The following is a 22,347-nucleotide window of genomic DNA, read 5'->3' as shown; positions in this document are numbered from 1 at the left end:
ACTTTCTTGGCCTTAACCAACCAGTGTACGCGCCATTTATTCAGCGTTCGATAAAAAAGACCATCGGCGCCGACAAGGAACGCCTACTCGGTCTTCGTGGCGCATCAAGCGGCAGCTGAACCGACCGGCAGCATCAAACTTGGAATTCATATTGGCTTCCCAAGAAATACTGAGTTCCATGACCTCCGATAGCCGCTCCTGCCGGCTGTGTCCCACGCGGAGGGGAGAAATACGCCTGCCAGACGCTGAAGTCATTGTAGTGAAAACCTGAATACTGCCCAGTAACGATGTAGTCGTTAGCTGCATTGACGATGATGCCAGAGGCGTTTCCCGCCGTCAGATTATTAGAGCTTCCGTTCACGGTCAGCCAGGAGCTATCACCCATTTTGGCCACGTTGCCGTTCCCGGAAACAGTTACATTGGCACTATTGCCGATATAGAGCTGGTTGTTCCCTCCGTTAATCCATACGGTCTCGCTGCTTGCGCCGGTCGTGTAGTTGCTGCTCCCCGACACGTTGATAGACGATCCTGCGCCGACGGATGTCGTATCAGACAAGCCGGAGACGGTTACATTTGAACCAGCACCAATCGTGGTGGAGTTAGACGAACCGCCAGCCGTGACGGTCGACGAGTTCCCCACCGTCGTTGAATTGGAATTTCCGACGATTTGAATCCCCGCCGATTGCCCAAGGATGGTGTTATTGCCGGCGCCCCCAATATAGACGCTCGCCCCGTTGCCGGCGGTCGTTGTGTTGGAGTTACCCGAGATGTTTAGGTTCTCGTTCGACCCAGTCGCATTGTAGGAGGTCGTGTTGTTCGACCCGTTGATGGCGGCGGCGGAGTTATCTCCAAGCCAAGTCTGGTTTCCGTTGCCGTTGACCGTCACGCTGGCTCCGGCACCGACGTTCTCAGCATTGAAATTGCCTGAGACGTACATCCAAGCGCTCGCCAACGCTGTTGTCGAGTTGCTGGAGCCGCTCACCATGACGTGTGCTCCTGCACCGACGTAGAGCGAATTGCTGTCGCCGGAGACAATCACGTTCTCGTTGACACCGCTCGCATTGTAGGATGTCGAATTCTTCGATCCGGTGATTGCCGCTGTCGAGCCATCACCCAACAGAGTGTTGTTCGCGGTTCCCCCGACCGTGACGTTTGACCCCGCTCCCACATTTTCGGAGTTCGAATTACCGCTGATCAGCATCCAAGCCTTAGCTGCGGCTGAGATTGTGTTGTTGTCACTTGCTACCGTGATGCTGGCGCCGGTGCCGACGGTCATACCATTCGAGCTTCCGGCGAGTGTCAGCGTATCGCCCGAACCGCCATTGATCGTGTTTCCAGCTCCGTTCACCGTGAGCTTGGTGTTGTCGTTGAGCGAGACCTGATCGGCGGTGGCGGTTGCAGTGAGTGTCACGTTCGAGCCGCTGCCTGTAGTGGTGCCATCGTGGTTGCCGGCGACGATGACGGTTGAGCCGGTGCCAACCGTACTGGTATCATAGTTGCCGTTCACCTGCAGCCAGGCCGAGTAGTCCATGCTGATCTGGCTGTTCGCCCCATTGACGGTCGCCGACGACCCGTATCCGGCTGCAATACCGTTGATGTTGCCGTTGATCGTCAAGGTGGCATTGGGACCGGCCGTCGTGCCGTTCTTGGCGCCGTTGACGACCACGGTCGACGACGCGCCGGCGGTGGTGGTGTTGGAGTCTCCGATCACCTGAACCGACGCATAGGCCCCGGCCGTCGTCGCATTGCCGCTTCCGGAAACGACGACTGTGGACGCGGCCGCCGACGTGCCATTGCCGACATAGCTGGTGTCTCCCGCGCCGCTTACGGTAAGCGTCGAGCTCGCGCCGGTCGTGGTCGTGTCTTGCGAGCCGGACACCACGACGGTCGACCCGTCTCCGACGATCGAGGTATCGGCATTGCCCTGCACCGTCAGGCTAGCCCCGGCGCCCAGCGTGAGCGTATCCGAGGTCCCCGTGACCGTCGCCGACGACGTCTTGCCGCCCGACACCGTATTGCCGCTGCCAGCAAGCGTGATCTTCGCGGCGTCTCCGAGCGACGCGTTGTTGGCGATGCCGCCGACGCTGAGGGTCGACCCGGCCCCTGCCGTCACCAGGGCATTGGAGCCGCTCAGGGTCACGCTGGCGTTGTTGCCCATAGTCGCCTGATCGTAGCTGCCCGCGACGTTCAGCGAGATCCAGGCGCTTGCGGCGGTGGAAGACCCCAGCGTGTCATGGGCGCCGTTGAGCCACACGCTGGAATGGTCGCCCGCATAGGCCACATTGGAATTGCCGTTGACCGTCAGCCAGGCGTTGGCGCCTGCGCTGATCGTATCCTGGGCACCGCCGACCGTGATCGTCGCGTAGCTGCCCGCGCTAATGATGTCAGAGGTACCGTTAACGGTCACAGACGAACCGTCGCCGACGCTTCCCTGGTTGCTGTTTCCGGTCACGATGACCCTCGAAGAGGTTCCCGCGGTAAAGGTGTCGTTGCTTCCGGTGACCTGCAGAGCGGCGTTGCTCCCCAGAATGAGCTGATCGCTGGTGCCGCTCAAGATGCCATGCGCCCCCGTCGTTGCCGTCACCGAGTTGTGCGTCCCGCCCTCGTCCACCGTCAGGTTGGCGCCCGCGGCGAGCATGTTGGACGACCCGGTGATGTTGACGTTGGCGTCGTCGCCAACCGAGACGGAGTTGTCGTTGCCCGACATGGTCACAGCGGCCTTGTTGCCGGCGCTGACCAGGTTCGAGGCTCCAGACACGTTCGCAGTCGAACTGTCGTCGACGACGACGACGTTGTGGGTACCGGTCACATCCGCATGGGCGTTGTTGCCCGCAACGAAGATGCCGTCGCCGCCGGTCGTCTGGATGATCGCGTTGTCGCCTTGCGTCAGTCCTTTGCCTTGCTGGATGTTGTTGTTGGAGCCGACGACGGTCGCCACCGTTCCAGGCTCAAGCGTCAGCGAGCCGCCGCTCATCTTGATCGAGTCGCCGTTACCGGCGAGATCGATCGACGTATTTGTGCCGTTCACGGTAACGCCGTCATTATTTCCGATCAGCGTGAGTGAGGCATTGCTGCCGGCAATGATCGTGTCGTTCGAGCCGACGATCACCGCGTCCGCGCCATCCGAGAGGTAGATGGTCGCGTTGGAGATCGCGACCACGTTGCCGGTGCCGGAGACGGCGACACTATCTTGCTTGCCGCTCGCAATGACGGTGTCGTGACCGGTTACTGCGATCGCATTTGCGTCGCCGGAGATGATCACACTGGAAGACGACCCGAGCGCAACGTTGCCGTTGTTGATCACAATCGAGTCCGTGCTGCCGGTCACGCCGATGCTGGTGCCCGTACCGTTCACCGTCACAATCGAATTGCTGCCGATGAGACTGAGCGAGGCGTTGCTGCCGACCACGATCGTATCTGACGAGCCGTTCAGCGTTCCGCCGGCGCCGTTCTCGACCCGGATGCTGGCGTTAGCCGCGGTAACGGCGGCGCCAGTCCCTGTCACGTCGATCGAGTTCCCGGTTCCGCTCAGCGACAATGTTGCATTCGATTTCACGAGTGCTGCATCATTGTTGCCGACCGCAGCGATGCTGGCGTCGGCTTCGACGGTGATCGAGCCACCGCTAATTGTGGTCGTATTGCCAACGCCAAGAACATCCACGGCGTTCGCAGCCCCGACCACGGTTATGTTGGTGTTCGTATTTTGCGTGATGATATTGCCCGTGCCATTGATCAGCGCCTGCGCATTGTTCAGAAAGACCGAGCCTCCGCTCAGATTGGCGATCGACCTGCTTCTGCCAGTCGCGCTGAGAGAGATCGATGCCCCGAGGCCGAGCGCATTAACGGTATTGAAGCCGCCTACGGCGACCACGCTAGCTTGCGCTCCGACGTTGATCGTCTCATGGCCACCGACAGCGTTGACCTGAGCGCCGGCGCCCGCCGATATCGTTGCATAGTTACCGGTGACTGTAACAATGGAAAAATCGCTTGCAGTTATCGTCGCCGAATCACCTTGCACCGAAAGAACGGACTGCATTCCGCCGGCGACGACTTCCGACAAGCCGGCAATAGTAGCACGGGAGCCGTCACCGACGGTGATCTTAGCTTGATCACCCGTTACCGTCACCGTCGAGTTCTTACCCGCAGTCGTGGCGCTACCAGCCCCCTTCTGAATGATCGTGGACTTATCGCCCGCCGAGTTGATCTCGTGGGCGCCGGTCACGGTCATCGTGGCGCCGTCGCCGGAGGTCTGTGTGTTGCCGTCGCCGTCCACGACGAACGTCGAGCCGCTTCCGGCGGTGGTGACGTCGCCTGAGCCCGTGACGTTGATGACCGCCAGTGCCCCCGCGCTCGTCGTATCACCCGACCCGTTGACGGTCACGGTCGACTGGTCGCCGACTTTGGTCGTGTCGTTGTTGCCAGTAACGGTGATCTGCTCGCTGTCTTTGGCCGTGATGCTTGCGTTGTTGCCGTTCAGCGTGATCTGGGACGAGGTGCCTGCAGTGATGCTACCGCCGTCCGCGTTCATGAACACGCTCGACGTCTCCCCGACGTTGACCGCCTCACCGCCACCCGTAGCGACGACGTGCGCGAGCGTCGACGCAGTGATGCTGGACCCGGCTCCCTCGACGGTGGCGGTGAGGCCGTAGCCGGCCGTCAGGGCGCTCGCCGCTGCCGTGAGATCCACGGTTACGCTGTTGGCGACGGTGATCTGACCACCGGTGCCGGCGATGGCAGCATTGATGCCGTCGTCGGTCAGGGTGAGCGTGCTGCCGTCCAGCGTGATCGCCTCGGCGGTTCCGGACACCGTCAGCGTCGTGCCCTTGCCGCCGATGATCACGTCATTGTTGCCGTGGATCCTGACGCAGCTGCCTTGCCCCGCGGCCATGACCGTGCCGGCCGTGATCGTCACATCATCGGCGCTGCCCGTGACATTGACCGTCGCCTTCGATCCAGTGACCGTGACGCGGTCGTTATTGCCCGTCAGATTCACGATCGACAGGCGCTTGGCAGTCACGGTGTCGTTATCCCCGGTGATCGACCATGTCGATCCGTCAGGGTCATGCAGCGTCGCGTTGCTCAGATTGACAGTGAGGTTCTTGAAGTACTGCTGGTCGACCTGGCTGCCGTCCTTGTTGAAGTCGACCTCCTCGACCAGAATGCCGTTGTTGTCGTAGACTTTCTCGATCGCACCGACCGTACCGGTGCCGGCCACCAGATTGGCTGTCCAGCCCTGTTCGTAAGGCACCCTGGTCAGGCCCAGCTCCTCGGCGCGCAGCAAGGTGAGCAACCAGCCTGCGGCAAAGGCGGAATCCGGACTCTGCGCGATGAGCTGATTGATCGCAGCCGTATTGGCCAGATAGGTCTCATAGTCCTTGGCCACCTGCAGGTCGGAGGCCACGGCCTCGAAATTGCCGTTCTGCACGCGTGCCGCGGCGAATGCGGTCGTGAGAATCGGATCGCCGGCCGACAGCTGCGCCTCCTGAATGATGGCCCACACGCTATCCTGCGCGGCCTTCGTCCATGCCGCCGATGTATCTCCCGAGGTCGGCAGGTCCTCGGTGCCGATGCCCGGAATGTAGACGCTGGCCTTGTTGCCCGAATAGGAGAACGTCACGTCCGCGGATCCGCCGATCAACCCGATGCCGCCGCCCAGCGCACTCCCGAGGAAACCGTCTCCCGTTGCAGCTCCAGTCGTTGACGGTTGCGCGCCGAGGCTCAGTTTGCCCCCGGTCATGCCAATAAGCCCATCGACCATGTTGTCGACAGCACTCGCGATTCCCATCAGCGGCCCGACTTCACCACCATTGTCGTGAGATGTCGCGACGACACCGAGGGTTCCGTTGAGAACGCCGAGCGTGATGGAGGCTGAAGGCGGCCCATCAGGACCGAACAGATTTCCGAACAAGGTCCCGAGAATGTCACCGACGAACGAGCCGATGAAGTCACCGATGATGCCGCCGATGCCCGGCAGAAGAGCGTTACCAATAATGAGGCCAACGGTGCCGCCGATCGTGCTACCGATCTGCGCACCGATCGCTCCTACGATGTTGGTCGGTGCCACGACCTGCGAGCCAAGATAGCTGCCCGCCGCCCCGCCGATCGCGTCGCCGAGGTTGGTGAAGAATGTGGCGGGGTCAAAGCCCTTGAAGAGCTGACCGACCGTAGAGGAATCGAGCGCTACGCCATTGACCGCCGACTTGGCGATGTCCTCGAGATTACCAAGAATCTGCCTGGTGATCGCCGATCCAGTGATCGTAAACACAGTGCCGGCAAAGCCCTTGATCCCGAGCGCCTGCGCTGCCTCCGTCAATAGCAGCGATGAGATCATGCCGTTGACGCCATCGGCGATGTTCAGATCCGTCGTTCCCGCGGACTGGCTCAGGGCCGCATTGAGCGGAGAAGCATTCCCCGCGGCATCAGCGATTGATCTCGCGAGCTCGTTCAGGGCATCAGACTTGGCGATCGCCTGGCCCAACTGGCCGATCAGGTACGAGCGACCGATGCCGGCAATCATCGAATTTCCGCCGAGGAACGCGCCATAGGCGGAACCGATGCCGGAGGCCCCCTGACCTCCGGATCCATTGGCATTCGTGTAGCTGGTGCTGACCGGAATGCCATATTTGTAAGTCGTCTTCAGCGTCGAGCCGTTGCCGGCCGTGATCGTTTCGCTGTCGAGATTGCCGATCGAGTCGTAGAAGCGGCGGTCTACCGTGCCGTTGATGTTGGTCGAGGTGACGGTCTTGCTGCCGTCGATCCCGATCATGCTGACCGTGGTGAGGTCGAACGATCCGGCATTCTTCGAATCGATCTGAATGACCTTGGTGCGTCCGTCCGCGCTGAGGGTCGTGACCGCCCGGTCCTTGACGCTCTTGTCGTCGTTGTAGTCGGTGATCGTCGTCGAGATGCTGCCGTCGATATTGGACTGCGAGACCGCGACCGAGTTGAAGACGCCGGTGCCCTTGGAATCGATCTTCACGGTCTTGCTGTGGCGATCGGCGCTGATGATCGTATCCGTCTCGTCCAGCAGCTTGCCGTTGACGTCGACGTCCTTGGCGATCGTAAGCGTGCTGCCGTCGGCGTTCACCGTCATCGTCTCGGTGTGGCCGTAGAAGCTCTTGCCCTGCGAATCGAGCTTGGAGAACGTGCTGAGGCCGTCAGCGCTCGTGGTCACCACCGCCTGCTGACGGATCGTGTTGTCGCTGTTGCGATCGATGATCGTTTCCGTCTTGCTGCCGTCGAGATTGACGATCGTGACATCGCTGCGGGTCCGGCTGATGGTGTTGTTGCCGTTCTCGTCCTGCTGGGTGCTCTGGGTCAGGCCATCGAAGCTGGTCGTGATGACCGTACGGTTGAGCAGGCTTCCGTCGGCCGCGTAGTCCGCGATGGTCTGGACCTTGCTGCCATCGGCCTGTGTGACGTCGGTCTCTGTCTGGTCGACCTTGCCGTCGCCATTGGAATCACGTGCAATCGTGACGGTGAGGCCGTCGGCGCTGGTGGTCGTAACCGCACGATCCCGGAGCTTGCCATCGTCGGCGCTGTCGGTCAGCATCTGCATCGCGCTGCCGTCCGCGTTCTTCGTCGTCACCACGGTCTGGTTCTGGTCGAACCGCGAATCCGAGGTCTTTCGCGTCTGTGTCGTCACCGTCCGGCCGTCGGGCGACGTGGTGATGATGGTCTGCGCCTGGACGGTCCCGTCGCCGTTGAGGTCGGTAATCGTCTCGGTGCGGCTGCCGTCCCGATTGAGCACGGTGATGTCGGTCGCCGTCTGATTGAAGGTGCCGGAGCCGGTCGTATCCCACTGCGTGGTGGTGCTGAGGCCATTGGCGCTGACGCTCTGCACCCGCCGATTGATCAGCTTATTGTCGGACTTGAAGGTGCTGACGGTCTCGGTGCGGCTGCCGTCGGCGTTGAGGACGGTCACGTCGGTCTGGATCTGATCAAAGCGGCCGGCGCCGGCCAGATCGAACTGCGTCGTCTTCGACAGACCGTCGGCGCTGGTCGTCGTCACCGTGCGGTAGCGCAGCACGCCGTCGGCATTGCGCGCCGCCTTGGTCTCGACCCGGCTGCCGTCGGCGTTGACGACAATGCTGTCGGTGTCGGTCTGGACAAAGCTGCCGCTGCCGGCCGGCTCGCGCTGGACAATGGTGGTGAGCCCGTCGGCGCTCACCGTAGTCACCATCCTGTCCTTGAGCGTACCGTCGACATTCAGATCCGAGACGGTGGTCACGGCAGAGCCGTTCGCCATGACCTTCTGGATCTCGGTCGACGTCGCGCCGTTGACCACGCGCTGCACCGACACCGTGCGGTTGTCCGCACTCGTGGTGGTCACGGTCTGATCGTGGACGGAGCCGTCGGCGTTCAGATTGGTGACGGTCTCGGTCCTGCTGCCGTCGCCGTTGATGACGGTCACGTCCGTCTTGGTCCGATCGTGGCGGCCGGTGCCGGTGTCATCCCATTGCGTGGTCTTCGAGAGACCATCGGCGCTGGTCGTCGTCACCACGCGATAGCGCACCCCGCCATCCGCGTTGCGGCAGGTCACGGTCTCGACCTGGCTGCCATCCGCCTTGCGCAGGACGACATCGGTCTCGGTCTGGGCGTAGCCGCCCGTGCCAGTCGGATCGCGCTGGATCGTTGCCGCAAGTCCGTTGGCCGTAGTCGTGGTCACGACGCGGTCCTTCACCGAGCCATCGCCGTTGAGATCAGAGACCGTATCGATCCGGCTGCCGTCTGCGCCGATCAGGATGGTCTCGGTCTGGTCGACATGACCGTCGCCGTCGACATCGCGACTTACGGTCCTGCTCTCGCCCGACGCCGAGATCGTGGTCACGGTTCGATCGAGCAGCGCGCCGTTGGCAGCGATGTCGCTGATCGTCTCGGTCCGGCTGCCGTCGGCGTTGAGCACGGTGACATCGGTGGTCGTCACCACCGTGCCGCTGCCCGACGGATCGGACGAGGTCGTCACCGCAAGGCCGTTGGCGCTGACGGTCTTGACCGTGCGGTCGATCACCGCGCCATTGGCAGCGAGATCGGTGACGGTCTCCGTGCGGCTGCCGTCGCCATTGAGCACAGTGACATCGGCGCGCGTGCGGTCGAAGCGGCCGTGGCCGGTCAAGTCGCTCTGCGTCGTGACCGACAGCCCGTTCGCCGTAGCGGTCTTCACCGTGCGGTCGCGGACCGTGCCGTCGGCGTTGAGGTCGGTGATGATCTCGGTGCGGCTGCCGTCGGCGTTGAGCATCGTGACGTCGGTGCGGGTCTGCTCGAAGTGCCCGTCGCCGTTGGAATCGGTCTGCGTCGTCACCGCGAGCCCGTTGGCGCTGGTGGTCGTGACGCTGCGATCCCGCACCGATCCGTCAGCGTTGAGATCGGTCACGGTCTTCACCGCGCTGCCGTCGGCCTTGATGATCGTGGATTGCGTCTGCGAGGCCGCCCCTGCCCCGGTCGCATCGATCACGGCCAGCACGGAGAGATGGTCGGCACTGGTCGTGGTCACGCTGCGGCTGATCAGCGAGCCGTCCGCACGGGTGTCCGTCACCGTCTCGACGCGACTACCGTCTTGATTGATTATTATCTCATTATGCTCGTTAAAATTGAAATTGCCGACACCAAAAGAGTCCTGCCGGGTCGTGCGGCTCAAGCCGTCCGCGCTGACGGTCGTGACGGTCCTGTCCTTCAGCGAGCCGTCGGCATGGGTCTCGGTCAAGGTCTCGGTGCGGCTACCGTCGGCATTGGCAACCGTGATGTCGCTGCGAACCAGATCATCGACAACGTGGCCGTTGGCATCGACGCTGCCGGTGGCATCGATCTGCGTGGTCTTGGAGAGGCCGTCGGCGCTGGTGCTGACGATGGTCCGGCTGCGCAGCGTGCCGCTGGGCGTGACGTCATCGATCATGTCGATACTGCTGCCGTCCGCAGCGATGAGGATGGTCTCGAGATGATCGATCACGCCATCGCCGTTGCTGTCGGCCGAGATCGTGCGCGAGCGGCCGTCGGCGCCGTAGACGGTCACGGTCTGGTCACGCCGCGAGCCATCGGCATTGAGCTCGGTGACCGTCTCCGTGCGGGAGCCGCCGGCATTCAGGACGGTGACATCGGTCGTGGTCAGGTCGACGGCCCCGTTGCCGTCCAAATCGCTCTGAACCGTCCGGGAGAGACCGTCGGCGCTGAGCGAGCTGACGGTTCGGTCGCGCAGGCTGCCATCGCCGTTCCTGTCGCTGTGGGTGGTGACCGAGCTGCCGTCCGCCGCGACGACGATGGCCGCGACCTGAACGAGATCCGTCGTACCGTTGCCGTCGAGATCGCTCGTGGTGGTCTTGGTGCGGCCGTCGGCGCTGGTGACCTTGACGCTGCGGCTTTCGACCGTACCGTTGGCAGACAGCGTCGCGATTGTCTCCGTGCGGCCGCCGTCGGCGGCGACCATGGTCACGTCGGTGACGGAGACGTCGAACGTGCCGCTGCCGGCATGATCGACATCGGTTCGTTTGCCGAGTCCATCGGCGCTGGTCGTCAGCACGGTGCGATCTCGCACCGCCCCGTTCGGCACGAGGTCGGAGGTCGTCACGATGGTCGACCCGTCCGCCGCCGTGACGTGGATTTCCGACTGTTCGGCAAAGCCGTTGCCGTCGAGGTCGCGCGCGATGATCTGGCTGTGGCCGTCCGCGCCGGTCGTCGTGACCGTGCGGTCGCGCAGCACGTCGGCCGCGTTGAAGTCGGACAGCGTCTCGGTGCGGCTGCCATCGGCATTGACGACGGTTACGTCCGACTGGACGGAATCGAAGATGCCGCTGCCGGTGGTGTCCCGGCGCAACGCGTGGCTGCGGCCATCGGCGGAGATGGTGCTGATGCTCTCGCCCGCGCGGCTGCCGTCGGCGTTGAACAAGGTGGCGTCGGTCGTGGTCGAGCCGTCGGCATTGTGCGTCGTCACCGTCTGCACGGCGTGACCGCTCGCATCATAGGCAAACGACACGTCGGCCACCGTTCCGGTCGAGCCGTCGGCGCGCGTGAACGTGGTCTGGCCCGAGATCACCGAGCCGTCGGCCAAGGTCTGCGTCTTGGTGTCCGACGTCAGATTGATCGCGGTGATGCCAAGCTGGCCGAGCGTCTCCAGCGTGGTCACGCCGTCGGCATTGGTGACGAGCACCTTGAACTTGTCCCACCCGGCATCGCCAGCATCGAGCTTGCCGTTGTGGTTGGTATCGAAGATGTCGGCCAGCGCCTGCATGTCGGTCGCCGCCGTCGGATCCCAGCGCGTGAACTCGAACGCCTTGGGATCGTCGATCGCGCCATTGCCGGCCGCATCATACATCAGCACGCCATCGCCCGCCCCGGCCCACGCTGTGCGATGCTTCATGCCGTCGCCCACCACGTTCATGAACGTGTTGGACTGGTCCAGCCGAGTAATGTCGATCCCGTTATAGTTCAGATCAAGAACGATCGGCGCAACGGAAGTGTCTCCCTCTATCAGATCCGTTGTATCGTTATAGAGTCCAGCATCTGCATTCGGCGCAGTCCACCTCGGCAGATTAATCGTGTCTAGATCGAGTTTTTGTCCGGATAAAGCCTGCGTCGGCCATACGCCTAAAGCCACCCAAGGAGAAACACCTCCTGTTACACCTGACAGCCGATATCCACTGTTGCTGCCATAGATTGCGGAATCATAGTATTGTTGCTCCGAAACATACGGCACCGAGCTCAAGGCCGGAATGGGAACGCTTAAAGTGCCGGCCTCAGTCGAAATGAGCTGGCTTTCGCCCGGCCATGGTATGGTCGCGCTACTAGGCGCCAAGGCACGCCAAGGAGTCAGCAAAGCAGGAAGCGGAGCCGTGTAAGCGTTATTGGTGGGCTCGTACACGCCGGCCAAGCCGTTGAAATCTCCGCTCGCGGCATAGCGCAGGTTCATCGCCCACTGCGGATCTGCGGCATCGAGCTTGCGGAACATTTGGTAATTCATGACCAACGCGCCGGCTACGAATCCCGGGATAGCACCCAGTTGAATTCCGGCTACAACCGAGGATCCTGCCAACCACGAGTATCCGGCACCTGCCGCCGCGCCGCCGTACGAGACACCTGAGGTGCCAAGCCAACTATACCACTCTCCACCACCAGCCTGGTAAGCTTGGTAGCCCGAATAGAGATCAATTGGTACTCCGACAACCGTGATCGCCGCGCCTGTCCAAGCCCCCAACGCACCCCAAAAGCGTGCGTTCGCAATTCCGTCCGCAGCCGCGGAGGTTATAAGAGTTGTTGCTCTGCCCTCCGCAGATAGCACACCTGGAATTCTGAGCCCTTGAGCAATGTCTGAGGGAATCGCGACGAATCGCTCATCAAAGGCAAACTGCCTGACCGCATCTGAGAAACCGAGCTTGCTCTCATTGTTACCAATCGTTGTGCCAAACCATGCCGACCGACTGGTCGTCACACCGTCAATTTGTGTGAACAGCTCCATCTTGCCGTCGGCCGTCATGGTGTAGAAACTTTGACTCCCGTAATTTCTGCCACTCGGACTAACTAGCAACTCGTTTAACTGCTCTGCAGCAACAGTACCGTTACTATTATTTACTTGTGAGCGATTAAAGCCGAGACGCGATCCTTCTGCGAATGTCATGGACCCATCCGGAGCCCCGGGTATCTCAATGATGTTGGCTCCCCCAATCTCAAGTTGCGCGCGTAGGCGCGCCGAAGGATCCCAATATTGATTGTTGGGCGACTGCCAAAATCCCCAATTGTTCTGGATTGATGGATAGGTCAAAATCGCCGAGAAGCCAGCTCCAATGGTGAACGTACCAGTCGAAACGAGAAAAGATGTCGGAACGGGTGAGTCGGTCATCTAAGATATCTCCGAATGGTTGCGCCTACCCCGTGGCGGATGCGACGTTAGCTGCAGCAGATCTGGAGGCATTGAATGTTTTCTTGGTTGAGTCGCCGAAGAACATCGGCTCTTAGCTCTGAGAAGCTCCGTGTACTTGACGCCCTTCGTGGCTATCCGCCCTACACGCCACCGATCTGGAACTCATATGCGCAGTCGGCCGAGAGTGCGAACGAGGAATACGTCCGCTATTTTATTGATCAGCGGCATCCTCGGCTGCAGGCATTGCGTCGCTTCCTTGAGAAGTTTGATGTTGCGCAAGGTTTCACGGACCAGAACATTCGAGAAGTGTCGACTTGGCTTCCTACCTATGCAGACCTTTTGGTCGACGGACTTCAGCACCAAGAGAGTGACGCCCTCTGGCGAGCTTACAATTGGTTCGAAGCTCCTTGGACAGGCTCACTGCTTGGTCTGAATGTTGTGTTCGATATCGGCATCTACATGGGTGAATGTATTATCTACCGAAATCCAAAGCTGCAGTGGCGACCTCACGTTGCCCCCGAACCGATGTCGGGCGCATCGCACTTCATAGACTTTCCAAAACGGAGACGCCCGTTCAACCCGATGAAGTGGTCGTACACTGAGTGCAAGAACATCCACTCCGCTAAAGAAAATCGAGAAACATGGAGCGAAGACAGCTTTTACGGAAACATAGTCGCGCGAGCTAAGGACTAAGGAGATCAGCCACTCTTCGGCTCCCAGGAGAGACTTTTTCCAACGCTCCCTCGAAGAGCTAAGTGCATCGATTAATTTACTCGCAAGAAGATCAGCATCTTGCTTTGCCGAGTCGTCGATCGCCTTGAAGAGGTGGACTGACCGCCTATTTTTAGTTTGGATGAATGGTTTTGATATCACCGCTCCCTCCCCGCTTCCGTCACCGCCTGGATCACGGGCGACAGCAGATATTCGATTACGCGCCGCTCTCCCGTCTTGATCTCCGCCGACACACGCATGCCGGGACGGATCGGCTCGTGGCGGCCGTTCACGGCGATCCAGTCCTGCAGCAGGGTCACCTTAGCTGGATAGGACAATTCGGGAGGCACGCCCGGACTCATCGGCGCACCTTGCGTCACTAGCGCAGCGGCGCTGCCGGGCGGCGCGTTCGGCGAGGTCGCGGCGTCGCGGCCGAGCTTACGGACGCGGCCGTGCACGAGGCCGAAGCGGGTGAACGGGAACGCCTCCAGCTTCACTTCGGCGTCCTGGCCTTCGCTGACGAAGCCGATGTCCTTGTTCTGGATCAGGCAGTCGACCTCGATGCCGGTACCGTCCGGCACGATGGTCATCAGCGTGTCGGCGGTGGTGACGACCGCGCCCGGCGTGTGGATCTTGAGTCCCTGGACGCTGCCGTCGACGGGGGCGGCGAGCCGGCGATAGCTCTCCTTCTGCCGCGCCTTGGTGAGATCCTGGTCGAGCTGCGCGATCTTGGTCAGCGCCTTGGTGCGGCGGTCCGTGGCGTCAGCGAGATAGCCGGCGGCGGACTCGGCAAGCCGCGCCTTCAGCGCGCGGATCTCGGCCTGGATCTGGTCGACATTGACCTGCGCGGACCGCAGTTCGGCGCGCTTCTCGACCAGCTGCTGCTCGCTCTCGAGCACCGGGGGACGCGGACCGTAGCCCTTCTCGAACAATCCCTTCGCCACGTCGTTCTTTTCCTGCAGCAACGGGATCGTCAGCCGCGCGCGCTCGATCTGCGCGTCGTTGGCCTCGAGCGCCGCGCTCTTCTGCGCGATATCGGCCTGATAGGCGGCCATGGTCGCCAGATGCTTCTCGATCTCGCGATGCGCCTGGTCGCGAGACTGCGCCACCAGCACCGGATCGGCGTCGGCCGGCGGCCGGAACTCCTCCTCGGGATTGCGGCTCAGCAGCACCCGCGCCACTTCGGCATCGAGCGCCGCCTGCGCGCGGACCGAGCGCAGCGAATCGAGATCGGCCCGCGCCTCGGTCGGATCGAGGTCGACGAGCAGCTGCCCGGCCTTCACGTGATCACCCTCGTCGACATGGATGGCGCGGATCATCGCCGTCTCCAGCGGCTGAACCACCTTGACCTGACCGAGCGGCACGACCTTTCCTTCGGCCACGGCGACCATATCGATGTGCGACAGCGACGCCCAGGAGACGGAGCCGACGATGATCACGCACAACGTAGCGGCGGTGAGCCGCAAGGTCGGCGACAGTGGCGTCTCGATCACTTCGAGCGCGGCGGGGAGAAACTCGCGCTCCTCGGCGTTCAGCCGGATCGGCTTGCCCGGAAACGCCATGACCTTGGCAGCCGGCTTGGCCGCGGCAGGCGGCTCGGCGGATGCTCTTCCATTGTCGGAACTGCGCAGCGGTGTCGGCTCGACCATGGCTCTATCCCACCGCCTGTCGCACGAGGTTGGCGTAGAGACCGTCGTGGGTCATCAGGGCGTCGTGCGTGCCGGCCTCGGCCAGCCGGCCACGCTCCATGACGATGATGCGGTCGGCGTTGCGCACGGTCGACAGCCGGTGCGCGACGACGAGCACGGTGCGGCCCTGACAGATCGCCCGCATGTTGCTCTGGATGATGCGCTCGCTCTCATAGTCCAGCGCCGACGTCGCCTCGTCGAAGATCAGGATGCGCGGATTGCTGACGAGCGCGCGCGCGATCGCGATGCGCTGGCGCTGGCCGCCCGAAAGATTGGCGCCGCGCTCCTCGAGCACGGTGTCGTAGCCGTGCGGCAGCTCGAGGATGAATTCGTGCGCGCCGGACAGTTGCGCTGCCCGCATCACCTGATCCAGCGGCATCGACGGGTCGATCAGCGCGATGTTGTCGCGCACCGAGCGGTTGAACAGCACGTTCTCCTGCAGCACGACCCCGATCTGCCGGCGCAGCCACGCCGGATCGAGCAGCGCGACATCGATCCCGTCCACCATCACGCGGCCGCGCTCGGGCACGTACAGCCGCTGCAGCAGCTTGGTCAGCGTCGACTTGCCGGAGCCGGACCGGCCGACCAGCCCGACCACCTCGCCGGCGCGGATGTCGAGCGAGAGGTCACGCAGGATCTCCGGCGTGCCCGGACGATAGCGGAAGACGATGTTCTCGAAGCGGATGTGGCCCTGCACCGGCGGCAGATTCTGCCGCGCGCTGGCCACCGCGCGCTCTGTCGGCGTGTTGATGATGTCGCCGAGCCGCTCGATCGACAGCCGGAACTGCTGGAAATCCTGCCACAGCTGGGCCAGCCGCAGCACCGGGCCGGAGATCTGTCCCGCCAGCATGTTGAAGGCGACGAACTCACCGATCGTCATCGTCCCGGAAATGACCGCCTGGGCGCCGAACCACAGCAGCGCCGCCGAGGTCGCCTTGTTGACCAGCGAGACCAGCTGCGAGCCGGTGGCGCCGAGCGTCACCACGCGCAACGATGCGCCGATGTAGCCGGCGAGCTGCTCCTCCCAACGCTGGCGCACCTGCGGCTCGACCGCCATCGCCTTTAATGTCTGGATACCGGCGAGACTCTCGACCAGGAGCGACTGGTTGACGGCGCCGCGCTGGAACTTCTCCTGCACCCGCGCCTTCAGCGCTGGCGTGATCCCGATCGAGATGGCGGCGTAGCAGGGAATCGACAGCACCACGACGAGCGTGAGCTTCGGGCTGTACCAGAACATCACCACGAGAAAGAGCAGGCCGAACACGACGTCGAGCACCAGCGTCAGCGCCGACGAGGTGATGAACTGGCGGACGTTCTCCAGCTCGCGCACGCGCGCGACGGTCTGCCCGGTGGCGCGACACTCGAAATAGCCGATCGGAAGCGCGACCAGATGGCGGAAAAGCAGCGAGCCCAGCATCGCATCCATCCGGCTGGTCGTATGCGCGAAGGCATAGGTCCGCAGCCAGTTCAGCGCAACGTCAGCGAGATTGATGAGCAGGAGCCCGATCACCAGCACTTCGAGCGTCGTCAACGCCCGATGCACCAGAACCTTGTCGATCACGACCTGGAAGAACAACGGCGACACCAGCGCCACGAGCTGGATGAACACCGAGATGACCAGCACCTCCGCCAGGATTCGCGCGAAGCGCCGAACCACGGGCAGAAACCATTTCAGCCCGAAGCCGACGACATCGCCGGCGAGGCGATCACGCCTCACGACCAGTAGGATTTCACCAGTCCACTGCTGCGCGAGCTCTTCCAAGGTCCAGGACAGCGGCGGACCACCCGCCAGCCCCACCAGCACGCCCGCCTCTGTACGACGACCAATGACGAAGAATCGGCCATCGACGCGCTTGGCAATCACCGGCAACGATAACGCCTGAATCCGTCCGATCGAGGACCGACTGAGTCGCGCCTTCAGGCCCTCTCCCTTCGCAATGCGCAGCAGATCATGGCTTTCCGCAACGCAGCCGGGCCGCAAATATTCGCGGCGTGCGCGCTCGACATCGAACGCCTCGCCAGCAATCGCCAAGACTAGCCCCAGACAGCCGAGCCCCGTATCCGCAACATCGGGACTGCCACCTTGCTGGCTGGCGTTGCCCCCAACGTCCGCCATGCGCCCCCACAAAATATTTCTACCAAAACGCGAGTAGCCGACTTTCGGCAATTACTAATACCTCGCTTGTCAGCACAACCCTACGTAGCCGCTCTGCGGCTCGATTGTCAATCGCAGCCACCTTCAGAAACAAAAACTTATTATTATGCGTTGGCTGGAGTACGTAGTGAACGAGAGAAAGCGTCGCAGCATTGTCGCTTGCACTCCTCTCGATCACTCTCAAGAATTGAAATCAGGACCCCGCTTGCGGCGCGACTTCCACAGTCTGCCGACCATGGGGCGTCCAGCGATGCATCTTGTATGTCTTCCCCTTCAGCGCCGTCTCACCCAGTTCTTTCAAGGCAAGCTCCTGCTGTCCGAACGGAGCATGCAGATCGATCAGCCACAGCCGGTCGCCGCTCTTCCAGTCGGTCGGTGCAAGCCGAGGATGCGGCTCCTGCAATCGCGCCTCCGCCTCTTCGGACAGATACGCCCAGGCCGCGAAAGCGACGATGTGGTTCCCGGCGCGAAACAGCCGATATTGGTTGAGAAGGATTGGCGGCAGGACCATCCATTCGAGATCTGCGAGAAAGATGTGCCTGTACCGCGGCATATTCATCATGAGCCATACAACTTGGCCGAGCACCGCATCCGGCGGCGGATTGCGCGGCTGCTCTGGTGCAGAAGCCCCGTGTGCGGCTGGCCCCGCCCTGACGTCGGCTTGATTTTCGGTCATGTGTCGTTCCTTCCTCCCGACAATGAAACGACTAGGTCCTAAACCGAACCGACGAGAAAGTTGAGCGAATTCTTGAAAATGCGTCGAGGTCACATTTGACCGGAATCTTCGGGCTAGTATCTCGACACAGAGGTTTTGACCCGTTGATCAGGGTCCTGCAGGATCGGCAGGTCTTCGGGCGCGACTAAGACTTGGATGCTGTGTGAGGCGCTCGGGGTTCTTCAGGTGAATCCGGCGCGCTCAAGTGTGAGGATCATCTGGTGCATGGTCGGCGGCGTGACGCCGAAATAGTGCTGAATGTCGCGTTCGGCGGGTGGCCGCCGATTGACGCGGGTGTAGGCGTCGATGAACGACAGATACTGGCCTTGCTTGGGAGTGAAGCCGGCCGCGGCCTTGCCAGACATTTGATTCATCGGTCGATTCAACTCGGCCTCCGGGGCGGAGGCCACGATGAACATACGCTATCATGTTGTCGGAGCAGCGCCGAGCGGTCGGAACTGGAGCTCTTGTTGGCCGGCGGCAGCCAAGCCGTACGCAAGCTCAAGTGGGCGCAGATCTGCTGGCAGCCGATGCCGGGATGAGCGACGACGACATCGCCACTAGCGTCGCGTCGGTCATTCGACGGTGTATCGGCCCCGCCGGCGTTTCGTCGAAGGCAAGCTGACTGCCGCCCTGAGTGAGGAGCCACGGGCAGGTGCAGAACGCAAGCTCACCGACAAGCAGGAAGCCCTGCTGGTGGCCACCGCCTGCTCGAGCCCGCCTGCGGGCCGGGCGCGTTGGACGCTGGAGCTTCTGGCCGACGAGATGGTCAGGTTGACGCCCCACGAGAGCCTGTCGCGCGAGACGGTGCCGCGGCGCCTGGCCGAGAACGATCTCAAGCCGTAGCGCAAGCGCTTGTGGTACGTGCCCAAGGTCGACGCGGAGTATGTCGCGCGCATGGAGGATGTGCTCGATCTGTACGCCGAGCCAACTGATCCGCATCAGCCTGTGATCTGCTTCGATGAGAGTCCGGTCCAGCTCATCGGCGAGATCCGGCCACCGATCTCGGCAAAGCTTGGACGGATCGAGTGCTATGATTACGAGTATCGACGCAATGGCACGTCCATTCTGTTCGTGCTCATCGACGTGAACCGTCATGGCGCAAGGTGAAGGTCACCGAGCACCGCGCCGCCACCTACTTCGCCCAGCGCATGTGCGAATTCGTCGACGTGCATTGTCTCAAGGCCGATCGCATTCGCGTTGTGATCGACAATCTATCACCCATACGGCTGGCGCGCTCTACCAGACATTCCCGGCCGACCAGACGCGTCGGCTGCTGCGCCGTCTGACCTTTTGTGTCGAGGTACTCGCCCTTGTCGCGGATCTTGCTGTATTGCGTCTACACGATTTACTCTCTGGCAATGCAACCTCCTGCGCCAAGGCGAACGCCAAGCCATTGAGCAGGCCGCCTAAAGCTTCGCGCCAGCCTGCCGGCGTCGATCAGATGGTCGTCGTATGCATACTGTCTCTACACCAGCTGACGGCATGAATTGACTATATCCTGCCCGCGCAGCCAGCGGTCTTTTTTGACGCAGCACGAGCTCCATTAGCTCACTTCCAAAGCCGATTTCATTCTGGAGGGACATTTCGTACCCAGTCAATCATCGACGTGTTCTTGTCACACATAATCGGCGAACTGCTGAAATAGTTCGATCCGTCCCGCGGGTGTTGCCGGGTCCGCCTCGAACGCTTGCTTTCCCTTTGCGGCCCAAAGCTTACGCACCTTTCGCCTTGATCGCTTTGGAGTTTGTCGCCCCCCAGAGGAGCGCGCCAAAGATGATGGCGCGATCATCGCCGGTCAGGCCTACCACGCCGGCCTTGACAACCAGGCCGCCCATCTCGATGAGATGCCGTGTAGTTTTCGGCGCTTGACCTGCCACTCGCGCATGTCATGTCGTGCCTTTGCGGCCTGGTGCCGGTTGCGGGCCGCTCGACTGCGCAGGAGCGCTGTCCGTGTTGCGGTCAGTTGCTGGCGCATTTCGCAGCGACCGGCTTTGAAAGAACGCGGCCCCGCGCTTGACCCATGCCTCCCTCTTTCCGGCCTCTTTCGTCTCGGCCAGCACGATCAGTGCGTCGGCCAGCTCTTCCGCAGTGAGCGCGTCAGCTCCGGTGGCGATGACCAGATCGTCGAGCTGACGCACCTTACGAGTTTTCAGCCCGCGCGCTTTGTCTTCGAGTGACTTAAGGTCCGCGTCAAAGTCGCGTAGTTGGCGCATCGTCGTCTCCAAGAGTTCGATAGAGAAATGATAGGCGAGTACACGACAGAATGCTGTAAGGTCATCAGGACGGCCTGGGACGGTGCGATCCCTCCCGAGATTTTTTCGAGGGAGGGCGCGCTTATACGTCGTTCCGACGTACACTTCGCTGTGCCAGTGATCTGATCGCGATGGCGATCTATCATCTTCACGTCAAGATCATTGGCCGGAAAGCCGGGAGCAGTGCGGTGGCTGCGGCGGCCTACCGCTCCGGCTCGCGGCTGCGGGACGAGCGGCTTGGTCGTGAGCAAGATTTTTCCGGGAAGCGCGGCGTCGTTCATTCCGAGGTGATGCTGCCGGAGAACGCGCCGCAAGACCGGAGCGACGGCGAGCGGCTCTCGAACGATATAGAAGCGTTCGAAGTCCGCAAGGACGCCCAGCTTGCCCGGGAGATCGAGTTCGCCCTTCCGCGAGAACTGACTTAGGCGCAGGGCATCGAGCTAGCGCGGGACTTCGTTCGCGACGAGTTCGTTGGTCTGGGCATGGTTGCCGATCTCAATGTGCATTGGGACAGGGGTGAGGACGGACTGCAGAAAACCCATGCCCATGTGACACCGGGTGATGACCATACGAGGCCTGTATTTCTGAACTCATAGAGAAACGCCTCTGCCGGAGCTTTCGGCAGAGGCGCTCTACACTCGATCCTTCAGGTTTCGTCCGACCTCAGGCCTGAAACCCTTCCATCCGGCGAGAGCCGTTTCGGCCTCTTTGCGGACGGCGTGGTGACCGTTTTGGGACGGGCGCCATCTCCACCTTGGCGCTCAGTATTTCCGCGATGACGATCTCGGGAGACGTGACGAGCAGCTTACTTTGCTCCTCGCCGGCATGATCCCGCCATTTGAGGCGCGTCTGGTACGGCTTGGCCGGCTTGAAGCTCTCGGTTGGCTCAAAGGTCTCGATCTTGAACTGGATCGCCTTGTTGACCGCGACACTGTCCTCCGTGAACAGATGCAGTGCATGCTCCACCGCGAAGTCTTGCGGCGTCTGTTCGGTGAGAACCATCTCGCGGTTGAGCAGGACTACACATCCCTTGAACTCCTTCTTGAAGTCTGGATTGCTCGCGGGATCGAACGGTTCGACGTAAGCGATCTGTTCGACGGGAACGAGGCGTTTGCCGATCGTGATGACTTTCATGATGATCTCCTTGGTTGTGGTTGATGGAGATCAGCTTACTGAAGGCAGCACAGACGCCCCATCGGAAGGATTGGGAATCGTAGCGGAATGACTGAGAATCTCTGGTAGATGCGGTCTCATCCGCGACATAGAGCGTTGTCAGCGTGATCGCTCGCGACGCCGCTCGTCGTCATTGGCGATATGACGGCAGGCCATTTCGTACCACCTGTAACCGTCGAAATAGTCAATCGCACCGCCACCACCATTGATATTGTAAGCCCAGGCCGGAGAACGCTCGATCTCAACCCGCTGCGCGGCTGTGACACCACGGTTCGGCTCGCCTGTTGCTGTCAGCGGCTCCCACACTGCGCTCTCCCTCGGAACAGGTCGTTACCATTAATCGTGACGGTACTGACCTCTATTACTCGCAAGAAGATGCCAACGCCCACGGAATGATTGGTATTCGTTGGTAGGCAGAGCTAGTGGCAGCCGAACGGCTCGATTGAAAGGAGGGACTTTTAGACTTTGCCGGCTTGTCGTTTACATGTGCCCGAAACGCGGAATCTTTGAGAAAGTCTGTTAATAGCAACCGCCGATATGTAAGGGGAATCGTATCTCACCGTGGAAGCGCGTCAGCATCAAGATCATGACAGAGGCGGAATGATTGCAAACGTTCCGCACTGCACCATTTTACGTTTGACTCCACACCTACCCAAAAAAAAGACAATAGGGCTTCTGCAGCCAGAGGTTTTCAAGCAGACGATCGCAGGGACTACCTTTTATTGGCAGCATAATAGACCGCAGCAACGCGGCACGAGACTGAACCAGGGGATTAGCAGGTTACGTATGAATTCGAAAAGAAC

10 protein-coding genes and 2 pseudogenes are annotated in these 22,347 nt (G+C 61.6%); 3 read left to right on the top strand and 9 right to left on the bottom strand.

Annotated elements, in window-relative coordinates:
- Positions 1-133: 133 nt before the first annotated feature.
- Positions 134-12,826 carry a beta strand repeat-containing protein gene (locus tag ACQR0Z_RS05615; RefSeq protein WP_434917927.1) on the bottom strand — a complete coding sequence of 4,231 codons (12,693 nt, stop codon included), beginning with the start codon at positions 12,824-12,826 and terminating at the stop codon, positions 134-136.
- A gap of 75 nt (positions 12,827-12,901) precedes the next feature.
- On the opposite strand from ACQR0Z_RS05615, the gene ACQR0Z_RS05610 reads away from it, so the two are divergent.
- The gene (locus tag ACQR0Z_RS05610; RefSeq protein ID WP_434917926.1) at positions 12,902-13,540 is read left to right on the top strand and encodes a hypothetical protein; all 639 of its coding nucleotides are present in this window, start codon (positions 12,902-12,904) and stop codon (positions 13,538-13,540) included.
- A 176-nt stretch (positions 13,541-13,716) separates the two neighbouring features.
- Here the strand turns inward: ACQR0Z_RS05610 and ACQR0Z_RS05605 are convergent, their stop codons facing one another.
- From ACQR0Z_RS05605 to ACQR0Z_RS05590, 4 genes are all read right to left on the bottom strand, one after another.
- Positions 13,717-15,207 (bottom strand): HlyD family type I secretion periplasmic adaptor subunit, encoded by a 1,491-nt coding sequence (locus tag ACQR0Z_RS05605; protein WP_434917925.1) that lies wholly within the window; start codon positions 15,205-15,207, stop codon positions 13,717-13,719.
- Positions 15,208-15,211: 4 nt separating this feature from the next.
- Positions 15,212-17,362 (bottom strand): type I secretion system permease/ATPase, encoded by a 2,151-nt coding sequence (locus ACQR0Z_RS05600; protein ID WP_434917924.1) that lies wholly within the window; start codon positions 17,360-17,362, stop codon positions 15,212-15,214.
- Between the two features lie 232 nt (positions 17,363-17,594).
- The gene (locus tag ACQR0Z_RS05595; protein ID WP_434917923.1) at positions 17,595-18,077 is read right to left on the bottom strand and encodes a toxin-activating lysine-acyltransferase; all 483 of its coding nucleotides are present in this window, start codon (positions 18,075-18,077) and stop codon (positions 17,595-17,597) included.
- Between the two features lie 221 nt (positions 18,078-18,298).
- Positions 18,299-18,535, bottom strand: coding sequence for a hypothetical protein (locus ACQR0Z_RS05590; protein ID WP_434917922.1), 237 nt, complete (start codon positions 18,533-18,535; stop codon positions 18,299-18,301).
- On the opposite strand from ACQR0Z_RS05590, the pseudogene ACQR0Z_RS05585 reads away from it, so the two are divergent.
- Positions 18,528-19,410: pseudogene (locus tag ACQR0Z_RS05585) on the top strand (IS630 family transposase); the annotation flags it as partial. The gene ACQR0Z_RS05590 and the pseudogene ACQR0Z_RS05585 sit on opposite strands and share 8 nt — an antisense overlap.
- A gap of 421 nt (positions 19,411-19,831) precedes the next feature.
- On the opposite strand, the gene ACQR0Z_RS05580 reads toward ACQR0Z_RS05585, so the two are convergent.
- Positions 19,832-19,954, bottom strand: a complete 123-nt coding sequence (locus tag ACQR0Z_RS05580) for a conjugal transfer protein TraD (RefSeq protein ID WP_434917921.1) — start codon at positions 19,952-19,954, stop codon at positions 19,832-19,834.
- Between the two features lie 51 nt (positions 19,955-20,005).
- Positions 20,006-20,332, bottom strand: a complete 327-nt coding sequence (locus ACQR0Z_RS05575; protein WP_434917920.1) for a conjugal transfer protein TraD — start codon at positions 20,330-20,332, stop codon at positions 20,006-20,008.
- A 170-nt stretch (positions 20,333-20,502) separates the two neighbouring features.
- Between ACQR0Z_RS05575 and ACQR0Z_RS05570 the strand changes: the two are divergent.
- Positions 20,503-20,922, top strand: a pseudogene (locus tag ACQR0Z_RS05570) (MobA/MobL family protein); the annotation flags it as partial.
- A 112-nt stretch (positions 20,923-21,034) separates the two neighbouring features.
- Here the strand turns inward: ACQR0Z_RS05570 and ACQR0Z_RS05565 are convergent.
- Entirely contained in the window at positions 21,035-21,505 is a 471-nt protein-coding gene (locus tag ACQR0Z_RS05565; protein ID WP_434917919.1) for a hypothetical protein, read from the bottom strand.
- A gap of 138 nt (positions 21,506-21,643) precedes the next feature.
- Positions 21,644-21,850 (bottom strand): hypothetical protein, encoded by a 207-nt coding sequence (locus ACQR0Z_RS05560; RefSeq protein ID WP_434917918.1) that lies wholly within the window; start codon positions 21,848-21,850, stop codon positions 21,644-21,646.
- Positions 21,851-22,347: the final 497 nt, after the last annotated feature.

The organism is Bradyrhizobium sp. HKCCYLS3077 (assembly GCF_051167555.1).
Classification (GTDB): Bacteria; Pseudomonadota; Alphaproteobacteria; order Rhizobiales; family Xanthobacteraceae; genus Bradyrhizobium.
The sequence above is the reverse complement of the archived record's forward strand: the minus strand, read 5'-3'. Positions and strand labels throughout refer to the sequence as shown.

What these genes read in the sequence shown, in the direction of transcription:
- ACQR0Z_RS05615 (WP_434917927.1), bottom strand. Translation starts at nt 12,826, where the DNA reads ATGACCGACTCACCCGTTCCGACATCTTTTCTCGTTTCGACTGGTACG.
- ACQR0Z_RS05610 (WP_434917926.1), top strand. Translation starts at nt 12,902, where the DNA reads ATGTTTTCTTGGTTGAGTCGCCGAAGAACATCGGCTCTTAGCTCTGAG.
- ACQR0Z_RS05605 (WP_434917925.1), bottom strand. Translation starts at nt 15,207, where the DNA reads ATGGTCGAGCCGACACCGCTGCGCAGTTCCGACAATGGAAGAGCATCC.
- ACQR0Z_RS05600 (WP_434917924.1), bottom strand. Translation starts at nt 17,362, where the DNA reads ATGGCGGACGTTGGGGGCAACGCCAGCCAGCAAGGTGGCAGTCCCGAT.
- ACQR0Z_RS05595 (WP_434917923.1), bottom strand. Translation starts at nt 18,077, where the DNA reads ATGACCGAAAATCAAGCCGACGTCAGGGCGGGGCCAGCCGCACACGGG.
- ACQR0Z_RS05590 (WP_434917922.1), bottom strand. Translation starts at nt 18,535, where the DNA reads ATGTTCATCGTGGCCTCCGCCCCGGAGGCCGAGTTGAATCGACCGATG.
- ACQR0Z_RS05580 (WP_434917921.1), bottom strand. Translation starts at nt 19,954, where the DNA reads ATGGGCGGCCTGGTTGTCAAGGCCGGCGTGGTAGGCCTGACCGGCGAT.
- ACQR0Z_RS05575 (WP_434917920.1), bottom strand. Translation starts at nt 20,332, where the DNA reads ATGCGCCAACTACGCGACTTTGACGCGGACCTTAAGTCACTCGAAGAC.
- ACQR0Z_RS05565 (WP_434917919.1), bottom strand. Translation starts at nt 21,505, where the DNA reads ATGAAAGTCATCACGATCGGCAAACGCCTCGTTCCCGTCGAACAGATC.